Here is a 20,515-nt window from a genome sequence, read left to right on the forward strand (position 1 = left end):
GCAGCAACGCGATCCGCTCGCGCGCCGTCAGCTTGCCCTTGGCGTGCTGGGCCTCGGTGGCCCTCTCGCTCGGTCCGCTCAGGGCCTGCGCGCGGATCGCGTGCAGTTCGGCGACCCGCCCGCCGCCCTGTCCCGTGTCCGCTCCCGTACGGCCGGAGTCCACTGCCACCGTCATGTCCGTTCCTTCCCTGAGGGCGTACGACATCCCGTCACCGCCAACTGCCGGGCGCGCGGTACGCCCGCGGCTCCGGCAGCGGGTGCCGGTCCCGCTCGGGCCGCTCGGGGCCGCGCCGCCGGGCCCGGGGACGCAGCCCGAGGAGCAGGACGGTCAGCGCCGCCACCTCCTCGGCGTCGGCCCGGCCGCGCTCCACGCGCAGCAGATCGCCCGCCACCTGCGCGCCGGTCTCCGGATTCGTCATGACGGCCTCCTCAGACCTGTTCCGATGTGCCCGGCGGGGCGCTCTCGCACCGCCGGTATCCGGGCGCGCCGTACCGGCACGGTCCGGTTACGCCCGGCCCGTCACCACGGACCGCAGCGCGGCGGCGAGCGCGTCCGCGCTCGCCTCGGCGCTCCCCGTGCCCACCATGACCACGACCGGGTCCCGGCCGGACGCGACCGTGCGCGCGATCTCGTACGCCGTCACCGCGGCCGGTCCGCATCCGCACAGGAGCAGCCCGGATCCGCTCACCCTCTCCGCGAGGGCGGACGGCAGGGTGAACGGGGGTCCCTGGCAGCGGAGTTCGACGATGCACTCGGGCCCCTCGTGGAGCCGGGCGAAACGGCGGTGCGCGCCGGGCACGACGCCCTCCTGCGCGACCAGGCAGATGACGTCCGCCCCGGGTTCACCGCGCCGCAGCGTGGTGAGGACCGGCACCCCGGCCCCCGCCGCCCCGCTCCCGGACGCCGCCGGCGGCTCCGCCGCCCTCGGCACGTCCACCCCGTCGAGGACCGCGACGAGCTGCCCGACGGTGGTGTCCGCGCCGGGGAACTCGGCCAGGGCGCGCAGCATCCGCACGCACTGCGACAGCAGCAGGGCCGCGTCGTCGTCGCGGAGCACCGCGCGGTCGTAGAGGGAGGTCAGGCCGAGGCTCCCGTCGGGTTCGTGACGCGCCACCAGGGTGAGCGGGCCGCCCGAGCCGCCGACGAGCCTCGGTACGTCGACGCGGATGCCGTGCGCCTCCAGCTCCGCGCGCACGGCCGGGACCATCGGCGGTCTGCTGTCGAAGTCCACGGTGGTGTCCGCCGGCCGCACCACGCGTCCGGCCCACCGGTTCAACAGATCGTCGCTGGCCCAGGGGTAGTTGGCCATGTCGAGTCCGGCGTCCCGCAGCCGCAGCAGCAGCGCGTCCACGGGTTCCGCCGGGTCCACCGTCACGGTGAGGGGGACCCGGCCGCCCAGCAGGCCGGGGACGTCGGCGGAGCCGGGCATCGCGACGTCCCGCGCCGACAGCCGTACGCCGAAGGTCACTTCGGCCGGGCGGCCAGGCGTCTCCCGCGCGGCCCGGTGCAGCAGCAGCGCCCAGACCAGGTGGAGCGCGCTGGACTCGCCGGCGCCCCGGTCGGCCGCCCAGGCCCGCAGCCGCAGCGCCTGCGTGGGGCTGAGCCGGCGCCGTACGCGGGCGTCGCCGCTCTGCCGGGTGGAGCCGCCCGGCCGTCCAGGCCCCGACCAGGCGTCCGGCGGGGGTGCGGCGCAGGCCCAGTAGGCGCGCGCGGCGTCCGGGGACTGCGCGGCCAGCCAGTGGGCGTGGTCGCGGACATCGGGGCGCCGCTCCCCGCCGGGCAGGACCCCGCCCGCCAGATAGGCGCGGTAGAAGGCCCGCAGCAGGATGTGGACGGCCCGCTCGTCCAGCAGGGCCCGGTGGTACGTCAGCAGGACCCGGGTGCACGGCACGGAGGCATCCGCCGTGGCCGGGACGTCCTCGAAGAGGGTGAGCCGCAGCAGCCCGGCGCGGTGCAGCGCGAAACCGCGCGCCCGGTCGTCTTCCAGTAAGTCGTTCCAGGAGCGCAGCGCCGAACGGGAGCGGTGGGCAACCTCGATGTCGGCGTGGTCGTGCAGCACCAGCCGGGGGGCCGCCACCCAGTCGAAGGCGCTGCGCAGCACCGTTTCGCGGGCCGCGACCGACTGCCAGGCGGCCACGAAGCGGTGCGGGTCGAGCTGGCCCGTCCAGCGCAGGGCGACCTGCTCCACCTGGCGTCCCGGATCGCCGGGCGCGCCGACGGCGGCCCGGACCCGGTCGAGCTGGGTGCCGGACAGCGGCACGGTCCGCGCCCCGCCGGGCAGCAGCAGGAGGTCGGCGAGGAGTTCGGGCGTCAGCGGCGCGCCGCCCACGTCGGGCTCGCGCGGGATCAGGGTCAGGGTGTGCCGGCTGTCGGTGAGGCCGGTGACCAGGACGGAGAAGGCATGGTGGCGCTCGACGAGCCGGGCGGCGAGCCGGTCGGCATCGGCGGGCGTCAGCGCGCCGTGCAGCTCGATCACATGGGAGCCGTCGGAGGCGCTCGCGGACGCGGTGTGCGTCGCGCAGAGAACGCCTCCCGGACTCGGGCGTCCGCCGCTCATTCCCGGTCCCGCGCGCCCTCGTCCCCCGCGCCCCGGCCGTCGGCGGCCGGGGACGGGCCCGCGTCGCGGCCGGGCAGCGGGCCGCGGTGGGCCTCGCTCACCAGATACCGCTCCTGGACCCGGTGGGTGGCGAAGGTCCAGGCGTCGGGGTCCGGGGCGGGCGCGGCCAGCCGGGCCCGCCCCTCGGCGTCCGGCTCGAAGCCCACCCGGGAGAAGCTGTGGCGCAGGCCGTAGCCGAGCGCCTTGGTGTACGCCTCCTTCAGCGTCCAGAGCCGCAGCAGTTCGGCGCGCTGCCGCTCCGGGGGCAGCTGGGCCAGCCGCCGCACCTCGCGGGGTGTGCACATCTCCTCGCCCATCAGGTCGAAGGGGATGGAGCGGTCGGCGCGTTCGATGTCGACGCCGACCGGTCCGGTGCGGCTGACCGCGACGACGAGGAGTTCGTCGGTGTGCGCGAGGCTCAGCGAGAGCTCGTCCCACCCCCGCACCCCGGGCCGGCCACCGGGCCGGAAGGTGAAGTCGATGGCCCCGACGGGCACTTCGAGGGCCTCGGCCACCGTGTACTTCATGACGTAGCGCGAGGCCGCGAAGCCGAGCCGCTGCCCGGTCGCGGGGAACTGCCGGTAGCGGGGCCAGTCCCGGCCCAGCGTCTGGCGCAGATCGGGGTCGAGCAGCGCGGAGGGTGCCCACACCCCCCAGGTGGTGTGGACGACCACGTGACCCGCACTGCTGAAACGGTCCTGCACGGTGTCCCACGGGCCGTCCGGGCCGCCCACGTACAGCGGCGCCGTGCTCATGGCGCTCACCACAGGACCCTGGTGGCGTGGAGGTCGGTGTCGACGCCCATCCGGTCGCGCCGGTCCAGCTCCGCCTCGACCCCGGCCTGGGCCCCGTCGAAGGGCCCGACCGGGGGCAGCCCGAGGCGCTGGACCGCGCGGGCCAGCGCCAGCGGGGTCCACCCCCCGGAGGCGAGGAAGCCGCCGCGGCCGTACCGGGCGGTGTCCCGGCGGACCGCCAGCACCACGCAGGCGGTGAGGAGTTGGGCGTACCGCTCGGCCGCCGCCGCGCCCGTCCCGGGCACCTTGCCCTCCGGTCCGGTCAGCAGCCGCCGTTCGGCCAGCAGCCGTCCGGCGGCGCGGGCCCGTCCGGCCTCGGGGCCGGTTCCGTCCCGGTCCGCGGCGGCCGCGTCGAGGAGTCCGAGCAGTCCGGCCAGCGGGTCGCGGGCGTCCGCGTCGCCGCTCGCCGCTCCGGTGTACGGCCCGGCCGGGCGTACGGCGGCGCGGCCGCCCCCGGGACCGGCCGACGAGGGCAGCGCGCGCAGCAACTGAGCCCTGCTCTCGGCCGTACCGCTCGCCTCGCGCACCCGGGCCGCCCCCTCCGCCGCCCGCAGGCACCAGCGCAGGGCGGCGCTGTCGCGCCCGTGGCCGCATTCGCCGAGCGTGAGCACGGCCTCGTCCAGGATCTCGGCGGCCAGCGCGGGCACGACACAGCACGCCGCCGCCCGCACCACCGCGTCGCCCGTTCCGGAGGGGCGGCTGAGTGAACGCAGCGCCACCGCCGTCAGACTCTCGCAGGCCAGCAGGTCGGCGAAGCTCCGGGCGAGGGAGGCACGCCAGCGCGACAGCCCCGGCGTCCCGCGCTCCCCCTCGGCGACGGCGCGCACGGCGGCCCGCAGCGCGGTTCCCGCGGCGGCGCCGAGCGCGGCGGGGCCGATCAGCCGGGCCAGTTCCACGGTCCGGGCCGGCAGCGGGGCCTCGGAGTCGGGGACGGCGGCCAGGGCGGCGGTGACGAGGGCGTGGCCCAGATCGGGATCGCGGCGCAGCAGTGGCCGCAGGGCGGCGGCCAGCGCCTCTCCCCCGGCGAAGTGGCCGCCCTTGGCGACAGGCCGGATCTCTGCCTCGACCAGCCCGCCGAGCCCGTCGAAGGGCCTGCGCCCGGCCCCGTGGGCGAGGGCGTGGTGGCCGTACGGGTTGCTCCGGTCGCGCGGGTCCCCGAGCAGCCCTTCCAGCCGCCGGGCGCGCTGGACTACGGCGGTCGGCGGCGGCGCGGCCACGTGGAAGGGCGGCAGGTGGGAGCCGGCCGGCCGCTCGTCCGCCAGGAGCGCGCCCCGGCCCGCCGGGGTCCGGGGGTGGACCGGGCCCGGATCGCCGGGGGCGTCGACGTGCCGGGAGGAGCCGTCGGCGGACACGGCGCCGCCGACGTTCCTCGCTCCGGGCTGCTGCAAGCGCAAGACCCTGCCCATCGGCGTGCTCCTCCTCGTCGGTCCTGCCGGTGCGGTCGCTGTGATCACCCCACGCGGCGCAGGGCGCTCTCCGCGTGCCACTTGGCCAGCCCGAGAATCTCGGTGGCCGCCTGCCCCAGCCCCGTACGCACCTCGTGGCGCGCGTCGGTGAGGGTGGCACCGGCACCGAGGAACGAGGCCAGCGCCTCTTCCCTGAGCATCACCGAGTGCGTACAGACCACCGTGAGTCCCGAACCGTCCGGCACCAGGGACCACCGGACGGTGTGCCCCGCGAGGATCTGGGGCGCCACCACGTCCTTGTGGACGAGGTATCCGGCGGCCGGGAAGCCGAGCCGGACGGCGCCCGAGGTGACGGTGTCGCCGCCGTCCCAGGCCATGCTGTCGATGTCGACGATCTGGACGCCCGGGGCGTCCGTGCCGACCTGGACCCGGTCGATGTGCGGGACCAGCTCGGGCCAGTTCTCGATGTGCTGGAGGAAGTCGTAGACGAGTTCGGGCGGGCCCGTGGTGCGCACGCTGTCGGAGAAGGCGAGCAGCAGTTCGTCCAGCCGCTCCCAGCGTTCGGCGACCGCCCTGACCTCGTCGAGCCGCGACCTGACCTCGGTGTCCGGCGGCTGGTCCGCCCCGGGCGTCCAGGGCGCGGGGTACGGGGTGGCCACCCGTTCGCGCCGCAGGCTCAGGACGCTGCCGCCGCTGCCGTCGGTCGTCACCCGCCAGACGCCGCGCCCCACGGTCTGCTGGGTGGCGGGGTCGATCCGCTCGGTCGTGATGGTCCGCTCGTGCGGGTACAGCCGGCGGCGTACGTGCAGGGCACGCGGGCCGTCGCTCGTCATGTCCCACAGGTGGAGCAGTTCACGGGAGCCGTCGGTGTCGATGCGTTCGGCATGGACGTACGACGGAAAGAGCACGGGCCATCGGAGCGGGTCGGCGAGCAGCCCGTAGACCACGCCGACGGGAGCCGCGACCGGGATCGCGTACTCGGCCCCTTGTCCTGGGTGCGACGACATCCGTGCTGGCCCCCTCTCCAACGGCCCGGATCAGCGGACCAAGGATGCGGTGTCGTGCTGGAGTACGGCTCAAGGCCCACAGGACCCGATGCCCCGTCAGCCCGAGGGGACCACCGGGCCGGGTCTGCTCCGGCCCGGTGCCGGCCGCTGCGGCGGTACGGAGACGGAGAGCCAGGAGAGCAGGAACTCCCGGAACGGGACCATGCCCGCGCACGACCCCTGCTCGGACCCGCGGACGCCGTCGAGCAGCACCACCCCGGCCAGGGCCGCGGAGATCACCGCGGCGGCGCCCTCCGCCGAGTGCTGCTCGGGGAGTTCGCCCGCCTCCCTGGCCCCGACGAGCAGCTCACCGACCCATCCGTACCACCAGGCGAGGGCGCCGCCGCCGGTCTTGCGGGAGGGGTCGCCGCCCAGCCGCAGGCCCGCCCGGGTCACCGGGTCGGCGACCACGGCGTCGAGCAGCCGGGTGATGGTGCAGGCCAGCCGCTGGAGCCGCGTCGTCGCCGATGCCCCGCACTCCTCGACCAGGCTCCGCAGGGCCAGCTCCGCCGTCTCCTCGACCGCCGCCGCCAGCGCGTCCTTGTTGGCGAAGTGGAAGTGGAGCGCCCCGGTGCTCACGCCGGCCTTCTTGCTGATCGCAGGGAGCGAGGCGAGGGCGTATCCGTCCTCGGCGAAGACCTCCGCGGCCGCGATGATGAGCGCACGACGTGTGCGGGCGGCCCGCTCCTGCTTGACCATGGGTTCCTCCTCAATCCGCCCTGAGCGGCACGCCGAGTCCCCCACTCCGGTTTTCCGCGGACAGCGGTGTCCTGACCCCGAAAGAATAGCAAACCGCACGTCTGGTTGGTTTATGACGGGGTACCGGATTCCTGACCCACGTCCACCGCGATCAACGCCTGAACTGGGGGGAAGGGCGGATTCACGCAGGTACGGCGGCCGGACGGGCCACCGTCCGCCACCGATACCGCCGCCGACCGCACCGGATCACGGCGCGGTCGGCGGCAGCGGGATTCGAGGCGCTCTCAAGCGCGGCGTGCCGTCACGCCTCGGAGACCGCGTACTCCTTCTCGGCCGAGCCCTGGATCTCGGCGAGGACCCGGGCGCCCCGGTCGGGCGCGGTGTCCAGTCTGACCAGCGCCGCCGGCGTGGCCACGGCGGGAAGCATGTGGTTGTAGAGCACGGAGATGCGCTCGTCGAGATCCGCGAATTCGGACTCCGCCTCGGAGACGACCTGGGTGCCGATCCACGCGCCGAGGAAGCACTGCGCGGTCTGCTCGGGGTCGACGTGCGGCAGCACCTCGCCCTGTTCCTTGGCCTCGGTGAGGAGTTTGGTGCCCAGTTCGGCCCAGGCCGGCCAGGCACTTCCGAACAACTTCCGCCCGTGCATATCGGCCGAGAGCCGGATACCGGCGAGCAGAATGACGTCGCGGGGTATGCGGTGGGCCAGCGTCATCCCCACGTCGACCCACTCCTGGAGCCGTAAATCGCGCGGCGCCCACTGCCCGGAATCGATCTGCGCCTCGATGACGCCTCGCGCCAGCGCTTCCTTGGAATCGAAGTGGAAGTAGAGGGCGCCCTTGGTCACTCCGGCCCGCTGGAGGATCTCGGCCATCGTCGCCGCGGTGTAACCCCGCTCGGCGAAGACCGCGGCGGCGCCCTCGATAACAGCCCGCCGGGTCCGTATTGCACGCTCTTGCTGTGCCATGGCCCTCCTCCGACGGCGAACAAAACCAAACGGGTCGTACTCTACCCCCAACCAGCCCGCGTGCGCTGCTCCTTGGGAGGGTCGGAACCAGGAGCAGCGCCGCGGTCCGGGTTCACCAGGCGGTCCTGCCTCCGTCCACGGGCACGGTCGCCCCGGTCACGAAGCTCGCCAGATCGCTGCAGAGCCAGGCCGCCGTCTCGGCCACTTCCTCCGGATCGGCCGCGCGGCCCTGGGGGGCGGACCGGTGGGCCCGTTCCTCCGCCTCCGGCGAGCGCGCGAACCAGGCGTCGATCATCTCGGAGCGGGTCAGCCCCGGGGCGATCGCGTTGACCCGTATGTGGTGGGGGGCGTACTCGACGGCAGCCGCCTTGGTCAGGCCGATCACCGCGTGCTTCGAGGCGATGTAGGGCGCCCCGGTCGAGGAGGCCACCAGCCCGCCGACACTGCTGGTGTTGACGATCGCACCGCCCTTGCCCTCGACCATGGCCGCGAGTTCATGGCGCATGCAGTTCCACACGCCGGTGACATTGGTCCCCACCACGTGTTCGTACGTCGCGTCGTCGATGAGGTGCATGGGGGTTCTGGGGAGGCCGACACCGGCGTTGTTGAAGGCCGCGTCCAGGCGGCCGTGCCGCTCCACCGTGCGCTCCACGACGCGGCGCACGGCCTCCCCGTCGCGTACGTCCAGCACCTCGTAGGAGGCGTCGGCGCCGGTGGCGCGCACCTGCTCGACCAGGGCGCGGAGCCGGTCCTCCCGGCGGGCGGTCAGAACGACGGCGGCGCCGTGCCGGGCGAAGACCCGGGCGGCGGCGGCGCCGATGCCGCTGCTGGCGCCGTGGACGAGCGCGACCCGCCCCTCCAGGACGGGGGCCACCGTGCCGCTCATGCGCACACCGCCTCGGCGGAGCCCCGCCACACCGTGCCCTCGGCCGCCTCGTGGTCGAGTCGTCGCAGCAGGTCCTCGTCGATCTCGTGCAGGGAGCCGACCACGTGCCGCGCGCCGGTCTCGCGCATCAGGGCCGGCTGGAATCCGTGTTCGAAGGCGCTGGGGTGCCCGATGAAGGGGACGTCCAACTCCCGGGCACGGGCGGCGAAGGAGGCCGCGTCGTCGATGAAGAGGACCTGTTCGCGGCGGAGGCCGAAGACGCCCTCGACGATCTCGCGGATGCCGGGACGGAAGTCATTGGTACAGATGTACCGGGGGGCGGTGAACCAGGACGCCCGCTCCCCCAAATGGCGTTCGAAGTGGCTGACGCCGAGGCCGCCGTAGCACACGAGGTCCAGGCCCATGCCCTGGAGGCGTTCCAGTAACCACACCGCTCCGTCGAGGAGTTGGACGGGGTGGCGCTCCACGTACCGCTCGCGTGCGGCGAAGTAGGCCCGGACCAGCTCCTCCTCGGTCGCCCGTATCCCGGTCGCCTCGGCCGCGGCACGCGCCGCGACGGCCTGCGTCTGCGAGAGCAGCCGCCGCTCCAGATCGGCGGTGTAGGTGCCGCCCCACTCGACCACGAGCTGATGCAGAACGGGACTGAAGGTGTCGTTGAGCAGAACGCCGTCGATGTTGACAGCGGCGAGACGGAGCGTGCAGAGGGGTGCGTTCATCTAGTGATCTCCCTGTCTGTTCTGACGGTCGCCCCGGATTCACTACGAAAAACAACACGCGCACCGGGTTTCTTTACTGGCGCTTTTCCTCACTCCAGGATCAACGGATATCCGTTACGTCCGCTTATCTCGGCGTTTCCCCTGCTTTTAAGGCCGTCCGGGACGGCACTAACCGGAATGCTCCCCTCAAGTAACCAGGCCGCACTTGGCAAAGATTTTACTTTAGGGCTCACGCGAAGAAAACCGGTAGGTCCGTATCTTATAGTCGTCGTCGCTGACCGCACGTTCAAGATGGGGGTCCTCATGGCTCTGTCCATCGCCGGTGGAAGTACCGAACTGCCCGAAATGCCTCGGCTCACCACCACGGTTCCCAAGGAGTACGTGCACCGCGCGTCCTTGGCCGAGGTGTTCCTCACCGGCTGCACCGCTCAGGGAGATCTGCGCTTCACGCTCACCGGACAGTGGCCGCGGGCCCATACGCTCTTCAACAGTCCGGACGGCCGCAGCCACGATCCGCTCCAGGTCGCCGAGACGTTCCGGCAGGCCGGCATGTTCCTGGCCCACGCCGAACTCGGCGTACCGCTCGGCCACCACTTCGTGATGTGGGACCTCACCTACACGACGTTCCTGGAGAACCTACGCATAGGCCCGCACCCGACCGACTTCGAGATGGAGGCGCGCTGTACGGAGGTGACGACCAGCGGACGAAGAGTCAGCCAGCTCCGCATGGAGTTCGAGATACGCCGGGACGGGGCGACCCTCGCCCATGCGGCGGGACACTTCTCCGCCATCACCCCGCGCGTCTACGCCCGGCTGCGCGCCGGCCGCCCGCAGCGCGACGACTCCGCCGCGCCGTTCGCCCCGCCGGACCGCCCGCCGATGACCCCGGCCTCCGTGGGCCGCCACTCCCCCGCCGATGTGGCGCTCACCCCGACCGACGATTCCACGCGCTGGCTGCTCACCCCGGACCTGAACCACCCGATCCTCTTCGACCACGCCGGGGACCACCTGCCGGGGATGGTGCTGCTCGAAGCCGCCCGCCAGGCCGCCTGCACGCTCGCCGCGCCGCTCGTGATGCCCCCGTCCAGCGCCGCCACGTACTTCCACCGCTACGCCGAACTCGACCGCCCGTGCTGGATCGAGGTGGACCGGCTCTCGGCCGAGCACTGCGATCTGATGACCGTCCGGGTGGTGGGGCGGCAGGACGGTGAGGCCGTCTTCACCTCGACCATGACGGGTCCCGTACAGGACTGGTGAGTCCGGGTCAGGAACGCGCCGGCACGGTCTCCGCAGTGCCCTGCGAGCGGCTGGTCTTCTCCCCGACCGCACCCGGCGCCAGTGTGCGCGGGTCGACGGCTTCGAGGGGGGAGCCCACCTTGTAGGGGCACTCGGGGTCGTCGGGCCGGTTGGGGCGGTCGTGCGGCAGCAGATAGAAGGTGCGCCGTGCGAACAGCCCGCTGCCGATGGAGCGGGGCGCCTTCGGCGCGAGGTTGGAGTAGCCGATGAGGCGGCCGTCCCGCTCGTACCGCGGCCGCCCCTTGCGGGTGTTGACCTTGTCCAGGGACTGGCGGACGTAGTCGAGGCCCATCGGGTCCTCGAGCCACACGATCTCGACCTCCTGGGCAACATCGCCTTCTTGGGGCAGTGCGCTCATCGTCGGCCCTCCTGCGTGTGGGCGGCCGCGGGTCGGCCTGGTGGTGTGTCGTTCGTGAAGCCGGTTCCCGGACAGGTGGGACGAAGCCGTCCGGAACTTCCGCCTCCATCGTACGGGTGCCCTACGGGGGCGGGCAGGGCGCAGTCCTTCATCGTGCGCCCCCCTCCACGCCCTCCGCAAGCAGAGCGATGCCCGGATAGAGCTTGGTCGCGTTGTTCTTGATCATCTCGGCGGGCGAGGCGAGGCCGAGTTCCTGGCGGATGCGGCTGGCGAAGGCGCGCGGCGTGGAGGCGCGGATCCCCTCGTCCAGACACCAGCGGCTGTAGGTCTCGTACAGCAGCTTCTGCTCGACGCGCAGCTCCGGGTTGGGCCCGTCCCCCTCGCCCTTGGTGCAGCGCTCGGTGACGAACCGTCCGACGTGGTCCTCGGTCGTCTCGTACGCGGCCGTGGCTACCCGCACGGAGGCCGGCCCGGCCAGCGAGTCCCGGGTGGCGAGATAGCGCTGGGCGCCCTCGATGAGCCACTGGAGGATGCCGGGGCCCTCGTCGGCAACGAGTTCCGCCGCCAGGTTGTCGATCTTGCGTTCGTCGGGCACCCGCCGCTCGAAGGGGATGATGCGCATCCGGCGCCAGAAGGCATGGCCCCCGGTGCCGACCTCGGGACGGTGGTTGCCCAGCAGCCACAGCTTGTGCGTGGGCGTGAAGGTGAAGAAGTTCTGCCGCATCCGGCGGGCGGTGATGGTGTCGCCGCCCGTGAGCAGCTTGACGCGCGCCTCGTTGAACCTGTCGTTGGGCTTGAGCTCGCTGCACACGACGATGCGCCGCCCGTGCAGTTCGGTCAGTTCGGTGGAGTGCTCGGTGAACTTGCCCTTCTCCATGAGGAAGCCGGGCGGCGCGGCGTTCGCGTAGTCGCCGAGGATCTGCGTCATGACCTCCAGGAGCACCGACTTGCCGTTGGCCCCGGAGCCGTACAGGAAGGGCAGGACCTGGGCGCCGACGTCCCCGGTGATGGAGTAGCCGAGCAGCAGGTGCAGGAAGCGCGTGGTCTCCAGGCCCTGGTCGTCGTCGCCGAAGGTGTCGCGCAGGAAGCTGTCCCAGCGGGGCACCGGCATCTTGAGCGGGGCGACGGTGGTGGCGCGCGAGTGCATGTCGGTGAGCGGGTCGGGTTTGCGCAGTACGCCGGTGCGCAGGTCCACCACGCCGGTCGGGGTGCACAGGGCATAGATGTCGCCGTCCAGGACGTCGGGGTCCAGACGCAGGTCCGGTGCGGCCTGGGCCTGGAAGAGGAGCGCCTTGACCCCGGCGGTCGACTCCGAGTGCCTGCAGTGGCCCGCCAGTTGCCGGTCCGTGAAGCGCCCGCTCGGGTCGTGGTCGGCGTACCGCTCGGCCATCTCCCCCGCGGCCCACACGGCGGCCTCCTCGCCGCCGGTCAGCTTCCAGCGGTAGGTGTCCCAGCAGTGCCAGCCCATCCCGATGACGTACCGGAAGCGGTCCCGGTAGAGGCGGGCGAACAGCTTGGCGTTGCCCCGGTCGGTGAGCGAGGTCGGCAGCAGGCCGCCGGCGCGGGCCGGGGGCGGCGCGGTGACCGCCTCGCCGTGCTGGGCCGGGAGGCTGGGCAGCTCGTGCAGGGCGAGGTCGAGGCTCTGCTGATGAATCTGGCGGGCCGCGGCCACAGCGTCGAAGCGCACGGGTTCTGCGCTCATGAGCATCCTCGTCGGGAGAACGGGCGCTGCGCGCCGAGGGACAGGACAGCTGCGAGTCGGGTCCCCCGCGTGTCCGAGGCCCGCGCCGACGGGACTACGGGACCGAAGGGACTGAGCTTCTGAGTTGACCGAGCAGAGCGTAGCCCACCGGAAGCCTCCGGAACGGGAAGACTCACGTGTCGGGAGAATTGAGTCCCGTCAGTCCCGTGTCCCTCGGGCAAGGGGCCTCCCTCCGCGGCCGGTTCAGTCCCGTGCGGGCCCCCAGCCCTTCGGGCCCGTTCAGTCCCGTTGCGCAAAAGCGCAGGTCACAGCGTTGGCCTGGAGAACTACGGGTCTGACGGGGCTCAACCTCGTAGTTATCACCAGCACAGAGAAACAGATGTCGTACGCGCGCGCACACGTGTTCCCTTGTTCTTGAACTACTGATAACTAGGAGCTTGAGCCCCGTCAGTCCCGTGGCAGGGCTGCGAAACCGCTCTGACCTGCGGTTTCGTCGGTACGGGACTGAAGCCCACGTTCAGGCCCGCCGAGCCCCGGGCCCGCTCGGCCCCGTTCGGTCCCGTGGGAAGCTGCAGCCGGGCCGGGTTGATCGTCGAGCCGCGCTGGACCACTCCTGGAGGGCCCTGTTCTCCCGAAGCTACGGCGGAGTGACAAGTAGCTCTCTGTAGCGGATCTGGGGTGTGCTAGTCGGCATTTTTGATCTTCTGGGGTCATCGAGGGCCGTGCTCGGCAAGGTTGGTCCGGTCATGACGACCGGAGGGAGCGCGGGGTGCGGCAGGAGTGGGAGCCGGAGGACCTGATCGAGGTCTGGACGCTGCTGGAGGAGGACCAGGAGCGGCTGCGGAACAAGTCGGGGGCTAACCGGTTGGGGTTCGCGCTGTTGCTGAAGTTCTTCGAGGCGGAGGCCCGGTTCCCGGAGGACGCCGAAGAGATCCCGGTGCCGGCGGTGTCGTACGTCGCCCAGCAGGTGAAGGTGCCCGCAGGGGAGTGGGCCGCGTACGACTGGGCGGGGCGGGGGATCAAGCGGCACCGGATGGAGATCCGGGGCGCGTTCGGCTTCCGTGAGTGCACGGAGGAGGACCAGGGCCAGCTCGCGGAGTGGCTGGCGGTCGAGCTGTGCGGGGTGGAGCTGAACCGGGACCGGCTGGCGGAGGCGGTGGTGGCCCGCTGCCGCAAGGACCGGCTGGAGCCGCCGGCCCCGGGACAGATCGCCCGGCTGGTGGGCAAGGCGGTCAGCACCTTCGAGGAACGGTTCTGCGCGGCCACCATGGGTCGGCTGTCGGCGGCGACCCGGTCCCGGCTGGACGACCTGATCGCCGAGGACGCCGACACGGACGCGGACAGCGCGGGCGGCGGGGGCACGTTCTTCACCGAGCTGAAGGCCGACCCGGGTGCGCTGGGGCTGGACAGTCTGCTGGCGGAGGTGAACAAGCTCCAGCGGGTGCGCGGGCTTCAACTGCCGCCAGAGCTGTTCGGGGACGTGTCGGGGAAGCTGGTGGCGGCCTGGCGGGCGCGGGCGGCGAAGGAGTACGGCCTTGGGGCACAGCGGTACAGCGGTACAGCGGTACAGCGGTTAACGCTAAGCCGGTGATCACGGGATCGGGGCAGGTCGTGGGCGGGACTACCGCAGCTCGGCGTTCGGGTGGGGCTGGGCCTGGAGCCGTTCGCGGAGGTCGATCTCCTCGGGGGTGAGCGGGTCCTCGGGCCGGCGGATGCGTACGGGCTTGGGCCGCAGCGGCAGGCCGTCGTGGGCCGCGGCGTCCTCGGCTTCCGCGAGCGCCCGGTAGAGCGAGGCGACCGACGGGGACTTGCCCGCGTTTTTCCCGGTCTTAATGGTCAGCTTCTTCGCGATCTCGGGGACGGGGACTCCCTTGTCCTTGAGTGCGACGGCGAAGGTGAGCATGTCGTCGTCGATGACCTTGGGGCGTCCGCCGTGGTTGCCCTTGGACGCGGCGATGACCTGGCCTTCGAGGGTTTTCTCCCGGATGTAGTTGCGCTCGATCTGCCCGGCCACGGCAAGGACGGCGAAGAACATCGCGCCCATGCCGTTGGGGTCGTAGATCCCGGTGAGCGGCCCGGTGAGGAGTTCGAGCTGAATGCCGCCGGCCTGGAGCTCGGCGGACAACGTCATCAGCTCGGCCGCGTTGCGCGCGAGGCGCTTGAGCTCGTGGACGGTGAGGATGACGGGCGTCTCGGGGGCGGCCTCCTTGAACTGGTGGGCCAGCGCGAGCGCCTTCTCCAGCTCGGGCCGGACCTTGACCCGGGTGCTGATCTGCTCCTGGAAGACCTTGTGGCACTCCGCCCGGTGGAGGGCTTCGAGCTGACTCGCCAGCTCCTGCCGGGCGGTCGACGTCCTGGCGTACCCGATGCGGACTGGGCGCTCGGTGCGGGGCGCGGGCACGACGGTGAGCGCTGGGCCCTGCTTCCACGCGCGGCCGGGGTGGCGGTCGGCGGGGACGAGGACTTCGAGTTCCTCGCGGAGCGCGGGGACGAGGACGAAGCGGGGGGTGTGGTACTTCGCGGCGGTCTTCCCGCCGCGGGTGCGGCAGGCGGAGCCGGCGGGTGCTTCACAGTTCGGGCAGGTGTGACGTTCTACCGCCAATGCGGCCCGATCGGGCGTGAGATCCATCCGGGAAGTCTCTCAGAAGTGCCTCGCACAACGTGCGGGTTTCGAGAGGACTTTTGCGAACGGCGACCTGCGGAAACGCGATCACTGCGGGGGCTCTCGCAGAACTCTCACAGATGAACATTTATGAGAATCGCCTCGAAGGCCCCGTTTCCATCCAAAGGAAAGATCGTTTAGCCAGCTGCGGGGGATACGACTGAAGGAGACAGTGATGGTACGTACGGCATACGCTGCGGCAACGAGGACTCGGGCCACCCTCCGAGGCAGGGCCGACCGTGTGTGGCCGCGGCTGGCGGCCTGCGCGGTCACAGCGTTGGCCGTGACGGTGGGGTTTGCGTCGGCCCCTGCTTCCGCAGCCACAGCCAAAGCCACCGTGAAATACGACTACGACTCCTCAAACCGCTACCACGTCACAGCTCACGTGACCGTCAAGAGCGACGGCGATGGCCACTACACGATCGAAGGGTTGCTGACGGGGGACTGCCATCTCGCCAGCGGCGTCAGTCAGTACATGGCCCTGGAGTACGCCAGCAGCCGCGAATCCTGGAAAACGATCCAGGCACCTTGCCCCACCGAAGGAGGAGTCCATTTCAAGGAGAGCGGTGATTTGTCCGTGTCGGGTGACGGCAAGGTACTTCTCAGGGCCGGCGCCTGGGGCGGTACGATCGTGGGGAGCTGGGGCTGGGGTGACACGACCACCGTTGTCGTCTAACAGCGATGATGCAGGCACGGGTCCGGGCGACTGTCGGCACTGACACTCAGCAGCCAGCAGCGCGGTGGCATGTCCGCGGGTAGCGGCACCGCGTCCAGGAGTTCCCCCGCGCTGCCGACGGCGGCCTTGGCCGCCGTCGGCAGCGCGGTAGCTGACGCGGCAACTGATGCACTCACGGCAGGCTACGACAACTCCGTTCTTCCACTTCGGCACCGACGTGCGATTGCCGAAGTGCTCCTGGCCAGACCATTCGTGCCCGATCCGGCGCCTCACCCTGACAACGATCCGGGCCCGACGGAAGACACCAAGAGGACCTCTACTCCTCGTCGTCCTCGTCCAGCCCGAGCCCGGCCGCGTCCGGGTCGCGCAGCGGGCGCAGGGCGCCGGCGGCCGGGGTGGAGGCGGTGAAGCTGTAGCGGCCGAGCAGGTTCAGGTTGCGGTGTTTGAGCGGGGAGAGCCGGGCAATGTCCTCGTCCCGCAGCTCGTGGCCCTCGGCGCCGAGCTGGGCGACGGCGGCGTCGATGTACCTCGTGGTCCAGAGCACGATGGCGTTGAGGACCAGGCCGAGCGCGCCGAGCTGGTCCTCCATGCCGTCGCGGTACGCCTGGTGGATGGTTCCGCGCTTGCCGTGGCACACGTCGCGGGCGAGCTTGTGGCGGGACTCCTGCACGGTGAGCTGGCGGTTCATCTGGCGGCGGTAGGTGTCGTCGACCGGGTCGACCATGCGCATCAGGTGCTCGGTCTTGGCGATCCGCCCGTACTCCGCGAACGCCTGCCCCAGCGGCGTGGGGTGGCCCTCGCGGCCGAACATCCGCAGCAGGTCGTAGGCGCGGACCTGGTTGGTGACCAGGGAGCCAGCGACCCGGAGCATGTCCGGCCACCACGTCTCGATCTTCTTCAGGTTCACGCGGTTGCGGGCGAGCGGCTCCAACACCCCGTACGTCCCCGTCTCCACCCCGGGCATCGTCGCCCGCCAGAACCGCTGGTCGTCCAGGTCCTTGAAGCGGGGGCTGAAGTTGTAGCCCAGGATCTTGAAGATCCCGAACACGATGTCGGAGTACGAGGCGTTGTCGGTGGCCACCATCTCCGGCTTCACCCCGCCGTCCAGGTTCAGCAGCGCGTCCAGGATGTGCAGGGAGTCGCGCGGCGTGCCCGGGACGACCATCTGCCCGATGCCGGCGACCTGGTCGTTGACGGCGTTGAGCCAGGTGATGCCGCGCTTGAACCCGAAGTACTTCGGGGAAGGCGCCGCGCTGATCGTGCGGACGGGGACGACGAACCGCAGTCCGTCGACCGAGGCCAACAGTCCGTCGCCCCAGTACTGCACGATCGGTACCTCGGACTGGGCGGCGATCAGGGCTGTGTTCGCCGCGGCGATGGTGTCGGCGCGCAGGTAGAACTGGTCGACATGGACCAGGCGGGAGCGGGTCAGGGCCTCGTGGCCGGGGTTGGTGACCGGGGTCATGCCGATGTTGCACGCCTCCGAGACCAGCAGCGCGACCACTGAAGTGGTCAGGTCCTTCATGCGGGTGGTGCCGTCTCCCAGGTGGACGAAAGCGTCGAGGAAGCCGGTCCAGGAGTGGACCTCGAACAGCAGGTCCGGCAGGTCGATCTTCGGGAGCATCTTCTCGACCCGCCCCCGCAGCCAGGCCAGCGACTTCGGCTCGCCGAGCGCGCCGAGCTTCTCCACGTTCAGCTTCACCCGGCCGTTGGGCAGGACGTCGAGCGACACCTTCGCGTCCTTGCCCGCCGACTCCAGGCGCTCGGCCATCTGCTTCCAGCCCGCGTCCAGGGCCCGCACCAGCTCCGCCAGGTGCTCGGTGACGGGCATGTCCAGGCTCAGCCCGGCCAGCACGTCCTCGCACACCGCGTCCCACGCCGCGCCGTCCAGGAGCCGGGCGCGCGGGTCGGACCACCGGTGCGAGGGGGAGGCGAACACGTTTGCGGTTGTTCAGGGCCCGGTGCAGCTGCTCCAGCACGCACACCACGTACGCGTCCCGGTCCACCGACCCCTGCGGCAACTCGGCGTTCGCGTACACCGCCTTGCGCCACGCGGCCGGCACCAGCTTCTCGTCCACCTCGCGCGGCAGCAGCGGCTTGTCCTTCACCCGCCGCCGCGCCAGCGCGGGCAGCCGCTTCACCCCCGCCAGCACCCGCGCGCCGCCGGTCGACGCCGCCAGCGCCTTCGACTCACCCAGCAACGCCAGGAACGGGCGCACTGTGTTGTAGCGGGTGGTCAGCACCGCCCGCATCGCGACGTCCGCCGAGTCCTCGTCCTCGGGCACCAGGGACACCACCAGCGCGGCCGCGGTCATCACCGCCGCCCGCGGGGCGACCTCCTCGACCGCCGCCCACAGCGCCGCCGCGTCCAGGTCGGCGCCGTGCGTCTCCACCAGCTCCAGCTCCTCGAACAGCACCCTCGCCGCCCGCGCAAGCGTCCTCGACGCCTTCTCCAGCTGCGGCAGCGTCGACAGGCGCTCCTTCTCCGTCGCCCGCCTCGCCGTGCTGATCAGCCTCGTGGCCATCAGCACCTGGAACAGGTCCAGGGCCTCGTCGATGGCCTTCGCCTCCAGGTGCCGCATCACCGCGGTGAGCATCGCGGTCCGCTTGGGCTCCTCCGCCCGCTCCAGGCTCGCCGCCTTCGACCCCAGCCCATAGCGGGCCAGCGCAGCCAGCCGGTTCGGCGGAACCTGCGACAGCCGCACCCGGCCCAGACCCGAACGCGCCGATCTCATCGACCCGCTCCAACGACCGCGCGAACGCCGTGCCCGTCGTCCGCGTCGGCGGCCGGCGCAGCCGCTCCAGCTCCGAGAACCGGGCGCCCTCCGGCACCGCCAGCGTGGCCACCAGGTCCCCGGGCAGCGCCGCGTCCGCCCGGTGCGCGGCCCTGGCGACCGTGGCGTGCAGCCGCTTCTCCGCGACCGCCCGCACCTCCGACACCTTCCGGGCCAGCACACTCACCCCCGGCAGCAGCACCCGGTGCCGGCGCAGCCAGCCCACCGCCTGGTTGAACAGAGCCACCGGCCCCTCCGCGTGCGTCCACGCCCGACCGTGCAGGAACGTACGGAACTTCCGCCCCCACTGGGCATCGTCGTACTCGTGGTACTCGTACGCGTCCCGGATCTCCCACGCGTGCTCGTACGCCGTCGGCTTGCGCTCGGTGTACTGCTTCACGCACGACACGTCCTCGATGCCGAGCTGCTCCCCGAGGTACTCCACCACCGCCCACGGAACGTCCAGCGGGTCGTCCGGGAGGAACCGGCCGATGTAGCGCACGGTGCACATCTGGAGGGCGAACCCGAGCCGGTTGTGATCACCGCGGCGCTTCGCGATCAGCTTGCGGTCCTCATCGTCGAGGAAGAAGAACCGCTCCAGCTCCGGCCGAGTCGGCTCCTCGTTGAACTTCCCGTACGAAGCCGCCTGCTCGTCGGTCAGAAACTCCACTGGCATGGACCTGACGCTAACGACGCCCAAGCCGATCAAACGATCTTCCGCCGAACCCCGCCGCCGGGCCGATCGGCTGTGCTAGAAGCAGCTAGTGCTGCGTCAGGCAACGTTCGCCCTGTCGACGACCTCCCGTAGGCGTTGGTCGTCGGCGTGGCGGTTTCGCCAGGTGATGTAGCGCCGGATCATGCTGCCCTGCTCCTTGTGGGTGGTGTGGTCGGTGCCGTCGAGGGTGAAGTAGCGCAGGGCGGTGAACTGGGCTTCGATGCGGTTGAGCCAGGAGCTGTTCGTCGGCGTGTAGGCGATCTCGACGTTGTTCGTGGTGGCCCAGTCGCCGACGCGCTGGCACTTCCTCGTGGTCAGGTGCGGGGAGAAGTTGTCACAGACGATCGCGATGCGGACCTGGGCCGGGTAGAGAGTGCGCAGGTAGCGGCAGAACTCCAGGAACTGGGTGCGCTTCTTGATCGGCTTGATGTGGCCGTAGAGCTTGTCGCGGGCCAGGTCCAGGGCTGCGAAGAGGTGGCGCACGCCGCCGTAGCGGTTGTAGGTGGCCCGCCGCCTGCGGCGCGGTTCCCGGTCGGGGTCCTTGTGCTTGCCCCCGCGTTCGGCCCACTGACGGCCGGGGTGTGGCATCAGGTTGAGCGGCCCGAACTCGTCCACGCAGAAGATCACTTCGGGCTCGCCGTTCTCGGGTATGACCTCGCCGTCGGCGATCGCGTAGAGGTGCTCGACCCGGGCCTTCTTGGCTGCGTAGTCCGGATCGCGGGAGGTCTTCCAGGTCTTCAGGCGTTGAAAGGTACGCCTTCCTCGCGGAGCAGGATGCGCAGGCCCTCGTGGCTGATGTCGTCGACCACCCCCTCGGCTACGAGGAAGTCCGCCAGCTTGGTGAGGCTCCAGGTGGAGAACGGCAGGTCGTGCTCGGTCGGCTTCGACTTCGCGATCTTCTTGATCTCACGCCGCTCGGGCAGCGTGAAGGTCTTCGGCCGGCCGCCCTTGTACTTCGGGTACAGCGAGTCGAAGCTGTCCGTGTTGAAGTTGTGGATCACATCCCTCACCCGGTCTGCGCTGGTGAACGACACCTCGGCGATCTTCGCCACCGGCATGCCTTGCGCGAACAGTAGGACCATCTGGGCCCGCCGCCATGTCACCACTGACCCGGTGCCTCTGCGGATGATCCGCAGCAGGCGCTGTCCCTCGTCATCGTTGATGTGTCGAACCTGAACTCTGTCGGCCACGCCGACCAGTTTCAGTGAACGCGCTGATCGG

At 71.5% G+C, this 20,515-nt stretch carries 15 protein-coding genes and 3 pseudogenes; 3 read left to right on the forward strand and 15 right to left on the reverse strand.

Features of this window, described 5'->3' with window-relative positions; genetic code table 11:
- From ACWCXC_RS33340 to ACWCXC_RS33385, 10 genes and pseudogenes are all read right to left on the reverse strand, one after another.
- Positions 1-175 (reverse strand): annotated as a pseudogene (locus tag ACWCXC_RS33340) (methylmalonyl-CoA carboxyltransferase); the annotation flags it as partial.
- Between the two features lie 34 nt (positions 176-209).
- The gene (locus ACWCXC_RS33345) at positions 210-419 is read right to left on the reverse strand and encodes an acyl-CoA carboxylase epsilon subunit (protein ID WP_450684530.1); all 210 of its coding nucleotides are present in this window, start codon (positions 417-419) and stop codon (positions 210-212) included.
- Positions 420-506: 87 nt separating this feature from the next.
- On the reverse strand, positions 507-2,558 hold the full coding sequence (locus tag ACWCXC_RS33350; RefSeq protein WP_450684531.1) for a condensation domain-containing protein: 2,052 nt from the start codon (positions 2,556-2,558) through the stop codon (positions 507-509).
- On the reverse strand, positions 2,555-3,352 hold the full coding sequence (locus ACWCXC_RS33355) for a 4'-phosphopantetheinyl transferase family protein (RefSeq protein WP_450684532.1): 798 nt from the start codon (positions 3,350-3,352) through the stop codon (positions 2,555-2,557). Before ACWCXC_RS33355 ends, ACWCXC_RS33350 begins: the two co-directional genes overlap by 4 nt.
- A 5-nt stretch (positions 3,353-3,357) precedes the next feature.
- Positions 3,358-4,797: a hypothetical protein gene (locus ACWCXC_RS33360; protein ID WP_450891444.1), complete on the reverse strand. Its 1,440-nt coding sequence runs from the start codon at positions 4,795-4,797 to the stop codon at positions 3,358-3,360.
- Positions 4,798-4,841: 44 nt separating this feature from the next.
- Positions 4,842-5,804 (reverse strand): SRPBCC family protein, encoded by a 963-nt coding sequence (locus tag ACWCXC_RS33365; RefSeq protein ID WP_450684534.1) that lies wholly within the window; start codon positions 5,802-5,804, stop codon positions 4,842-4,844.
- A gap of 96 nt (positions 5,805-5,900) precedes the next feature.
- Positions 5,901-6,542 carry a ScbR family autoregulator-binding transcription factor gene (locus tag ACWCXC_RS33370; RefSeq protein ID WP_450684535.1) on the reverse strand — a complete coding sequence of 214 codons (642 nt, stop codon included), beginning with the start codon at positions 6,540-6,542 and terminating at the stop codon, positions 5,901-5,903.
- A gap of 301 nt (positions 6,543-6,843) precedes the next feature.
- Positions 6,844-7,509: a ScbR family autoregulator-binding transcription factor gene (locus ACWCXC_RS33375; protein ID WP_450684536.1), complete on the reverse strand. Its 666-nt coding sequence runs from the start codon at positions 7,507-7,509 to the stop codon at positions 6,844-6,846.
- Between the two features lie 112 nt (positions 7,510-7,621).
- Complete coding sequence (locus ACWCXC_RS33380; RefSeq protein ID WP_450684537.1) at positions 7,622-8,395, reverse strand: SDR family NAD(P)-dependent oxidoreductase; 774 nt, start codon at positions 8,393-8,395, stop codon at positions 7,622-7,624.
- Complete coding sequence (locus ACWCXC_RS33385; protein WP_450891445.1) at positions 8,392-9,111, reverse strand: HAD family phosphatase; 720 nt, start codon at positions 9,109-9,111, stop codon at positions 8,392-8,394. The genes ACWCXC_RS33380 and ACWCXC_RS33385 overlap by 4 nt, the downstream gene beginning before the upstream one ends.
- 303 nt (positions 9,112-9,414) lie before the next feature.
- Between ACWCXC_RS33385 and ACWCXC_RS33390 the strand changes: the two genes are divergently transcribed.
- Positions 9,415-10,368: a ScbA/BarX family gamma-butyrolactone biosynthesis protein gene (locus ACWCXC_RS33390; protein WP_450684539.1), complete on the forward strand. Its 954-nt coding sequence runs from the start codon at positions 9,415-9,417 to the stop codon at positions 10,366-10,368.
- Between the two features lie 7 nt (positions 10,369-10,375).
- Here ACWCXC_RS33390 and ACWCXC_RS33395 read toward each other — a convergent pair whose 3' ends face one another.
- Positions 10,376-10,765, reverse strand: a complete 390-nt coding sequence (locus ACWCXC_RS33395; protein WP_450684540.1) for a DUF6009 family protein — start codon at positions 10,763-10,765, stop codon at positions 10,376-10,378.
- Positions 10,766-10,913: 148 nt separating this feature from the next.
- Positions 10,914-12,467 carry a DNA primase family protein gene (locus tag ACWCXC_RS33400; RefSeq protein ID WP_450684541.1) on the reverse strand — a complete coding sequence of 518 codons (1,554 nt, stop codon included), beginning with the start codon at positions 12,465-12,467 and terminating at the stop codon, positions 10,914-10,916.
- 769 nt (positions 12,468-13,236) lie between these two features.
- Here ACWCXC_RS33400 and ACWCXC_RS33405 point away from each other — a divergent pair.
- Complete coding sequence (locus ACWCXC_RS33405; protein ID WP_450891446.1) at positions 13,237-14,058, forward strand: DUF4158 domain-containing protein; 822 nt, start codon at positions 13,237-13,239, stop codon at positions 14,056-14,058.
- Positions 14,059-14,088: 30 nt separating this feature from the next.
- Here the strand turns inward: ACWCXC_RS33405 and ACWCXC_RS33410 are convergent, their stop codons facing one another.
- A complete protein-coding gene (locus ACWCXC_RS33410; protein ID WP_450891447.1) occupies positions 14,089-15,096 on the reverse strand; it encodes a recombinase family protein in 1,008 nt (335 codons plus the stop codon).
- 370 nt (positions 15,097-15,466) lie between these two features.
- Here ACWCXC_RS33410 and ACWCXC_RS33415 point away from each other — a divergent pair, with 370 nt between their 5' ends.
- On the forward strand, positions 15,467-15,805 hold the full coding sequence (locus ACWCXC_RS33415; RefSeq protein WP_450891448.1) for a hypothetical protein: 339 nt from the start codon (positions 15,467-15,469) through the stop codon (positions 15,803-15,805).
- Positions 15,806-16,121: 316 nt separating this feature from the next.
- On the opposite strand, the pseudogene ACWCXC_RS33420 reads toward ACWCXC_RS33415, so the two are convergent.
- Together ACWCXC_RS33420 and ACWCXC_RS33425 are read right to left on the reverse strand one after the other, a co-directional pair.
- A pseudogene (locus tag ACWCXC_RS33420) lies at positions 16,122-19,255 on the reverse strand (Tn3 family transposase).
- A 96-nt stretch (positions 19,256-19,351) separates the two neighbouring features.
- Positions 19,352-20,484 (reverse strand): annotated as a pseudogene (locus tag ACWCXC_RS33425) (IS630 family transposase).
- Positions 20,485-20,515: the final 31 nt, after the last annotated feature.

The sequence above is a fragment of the Streptomyces sp. NPDC001515 genome, assembly GCF_053597115.1.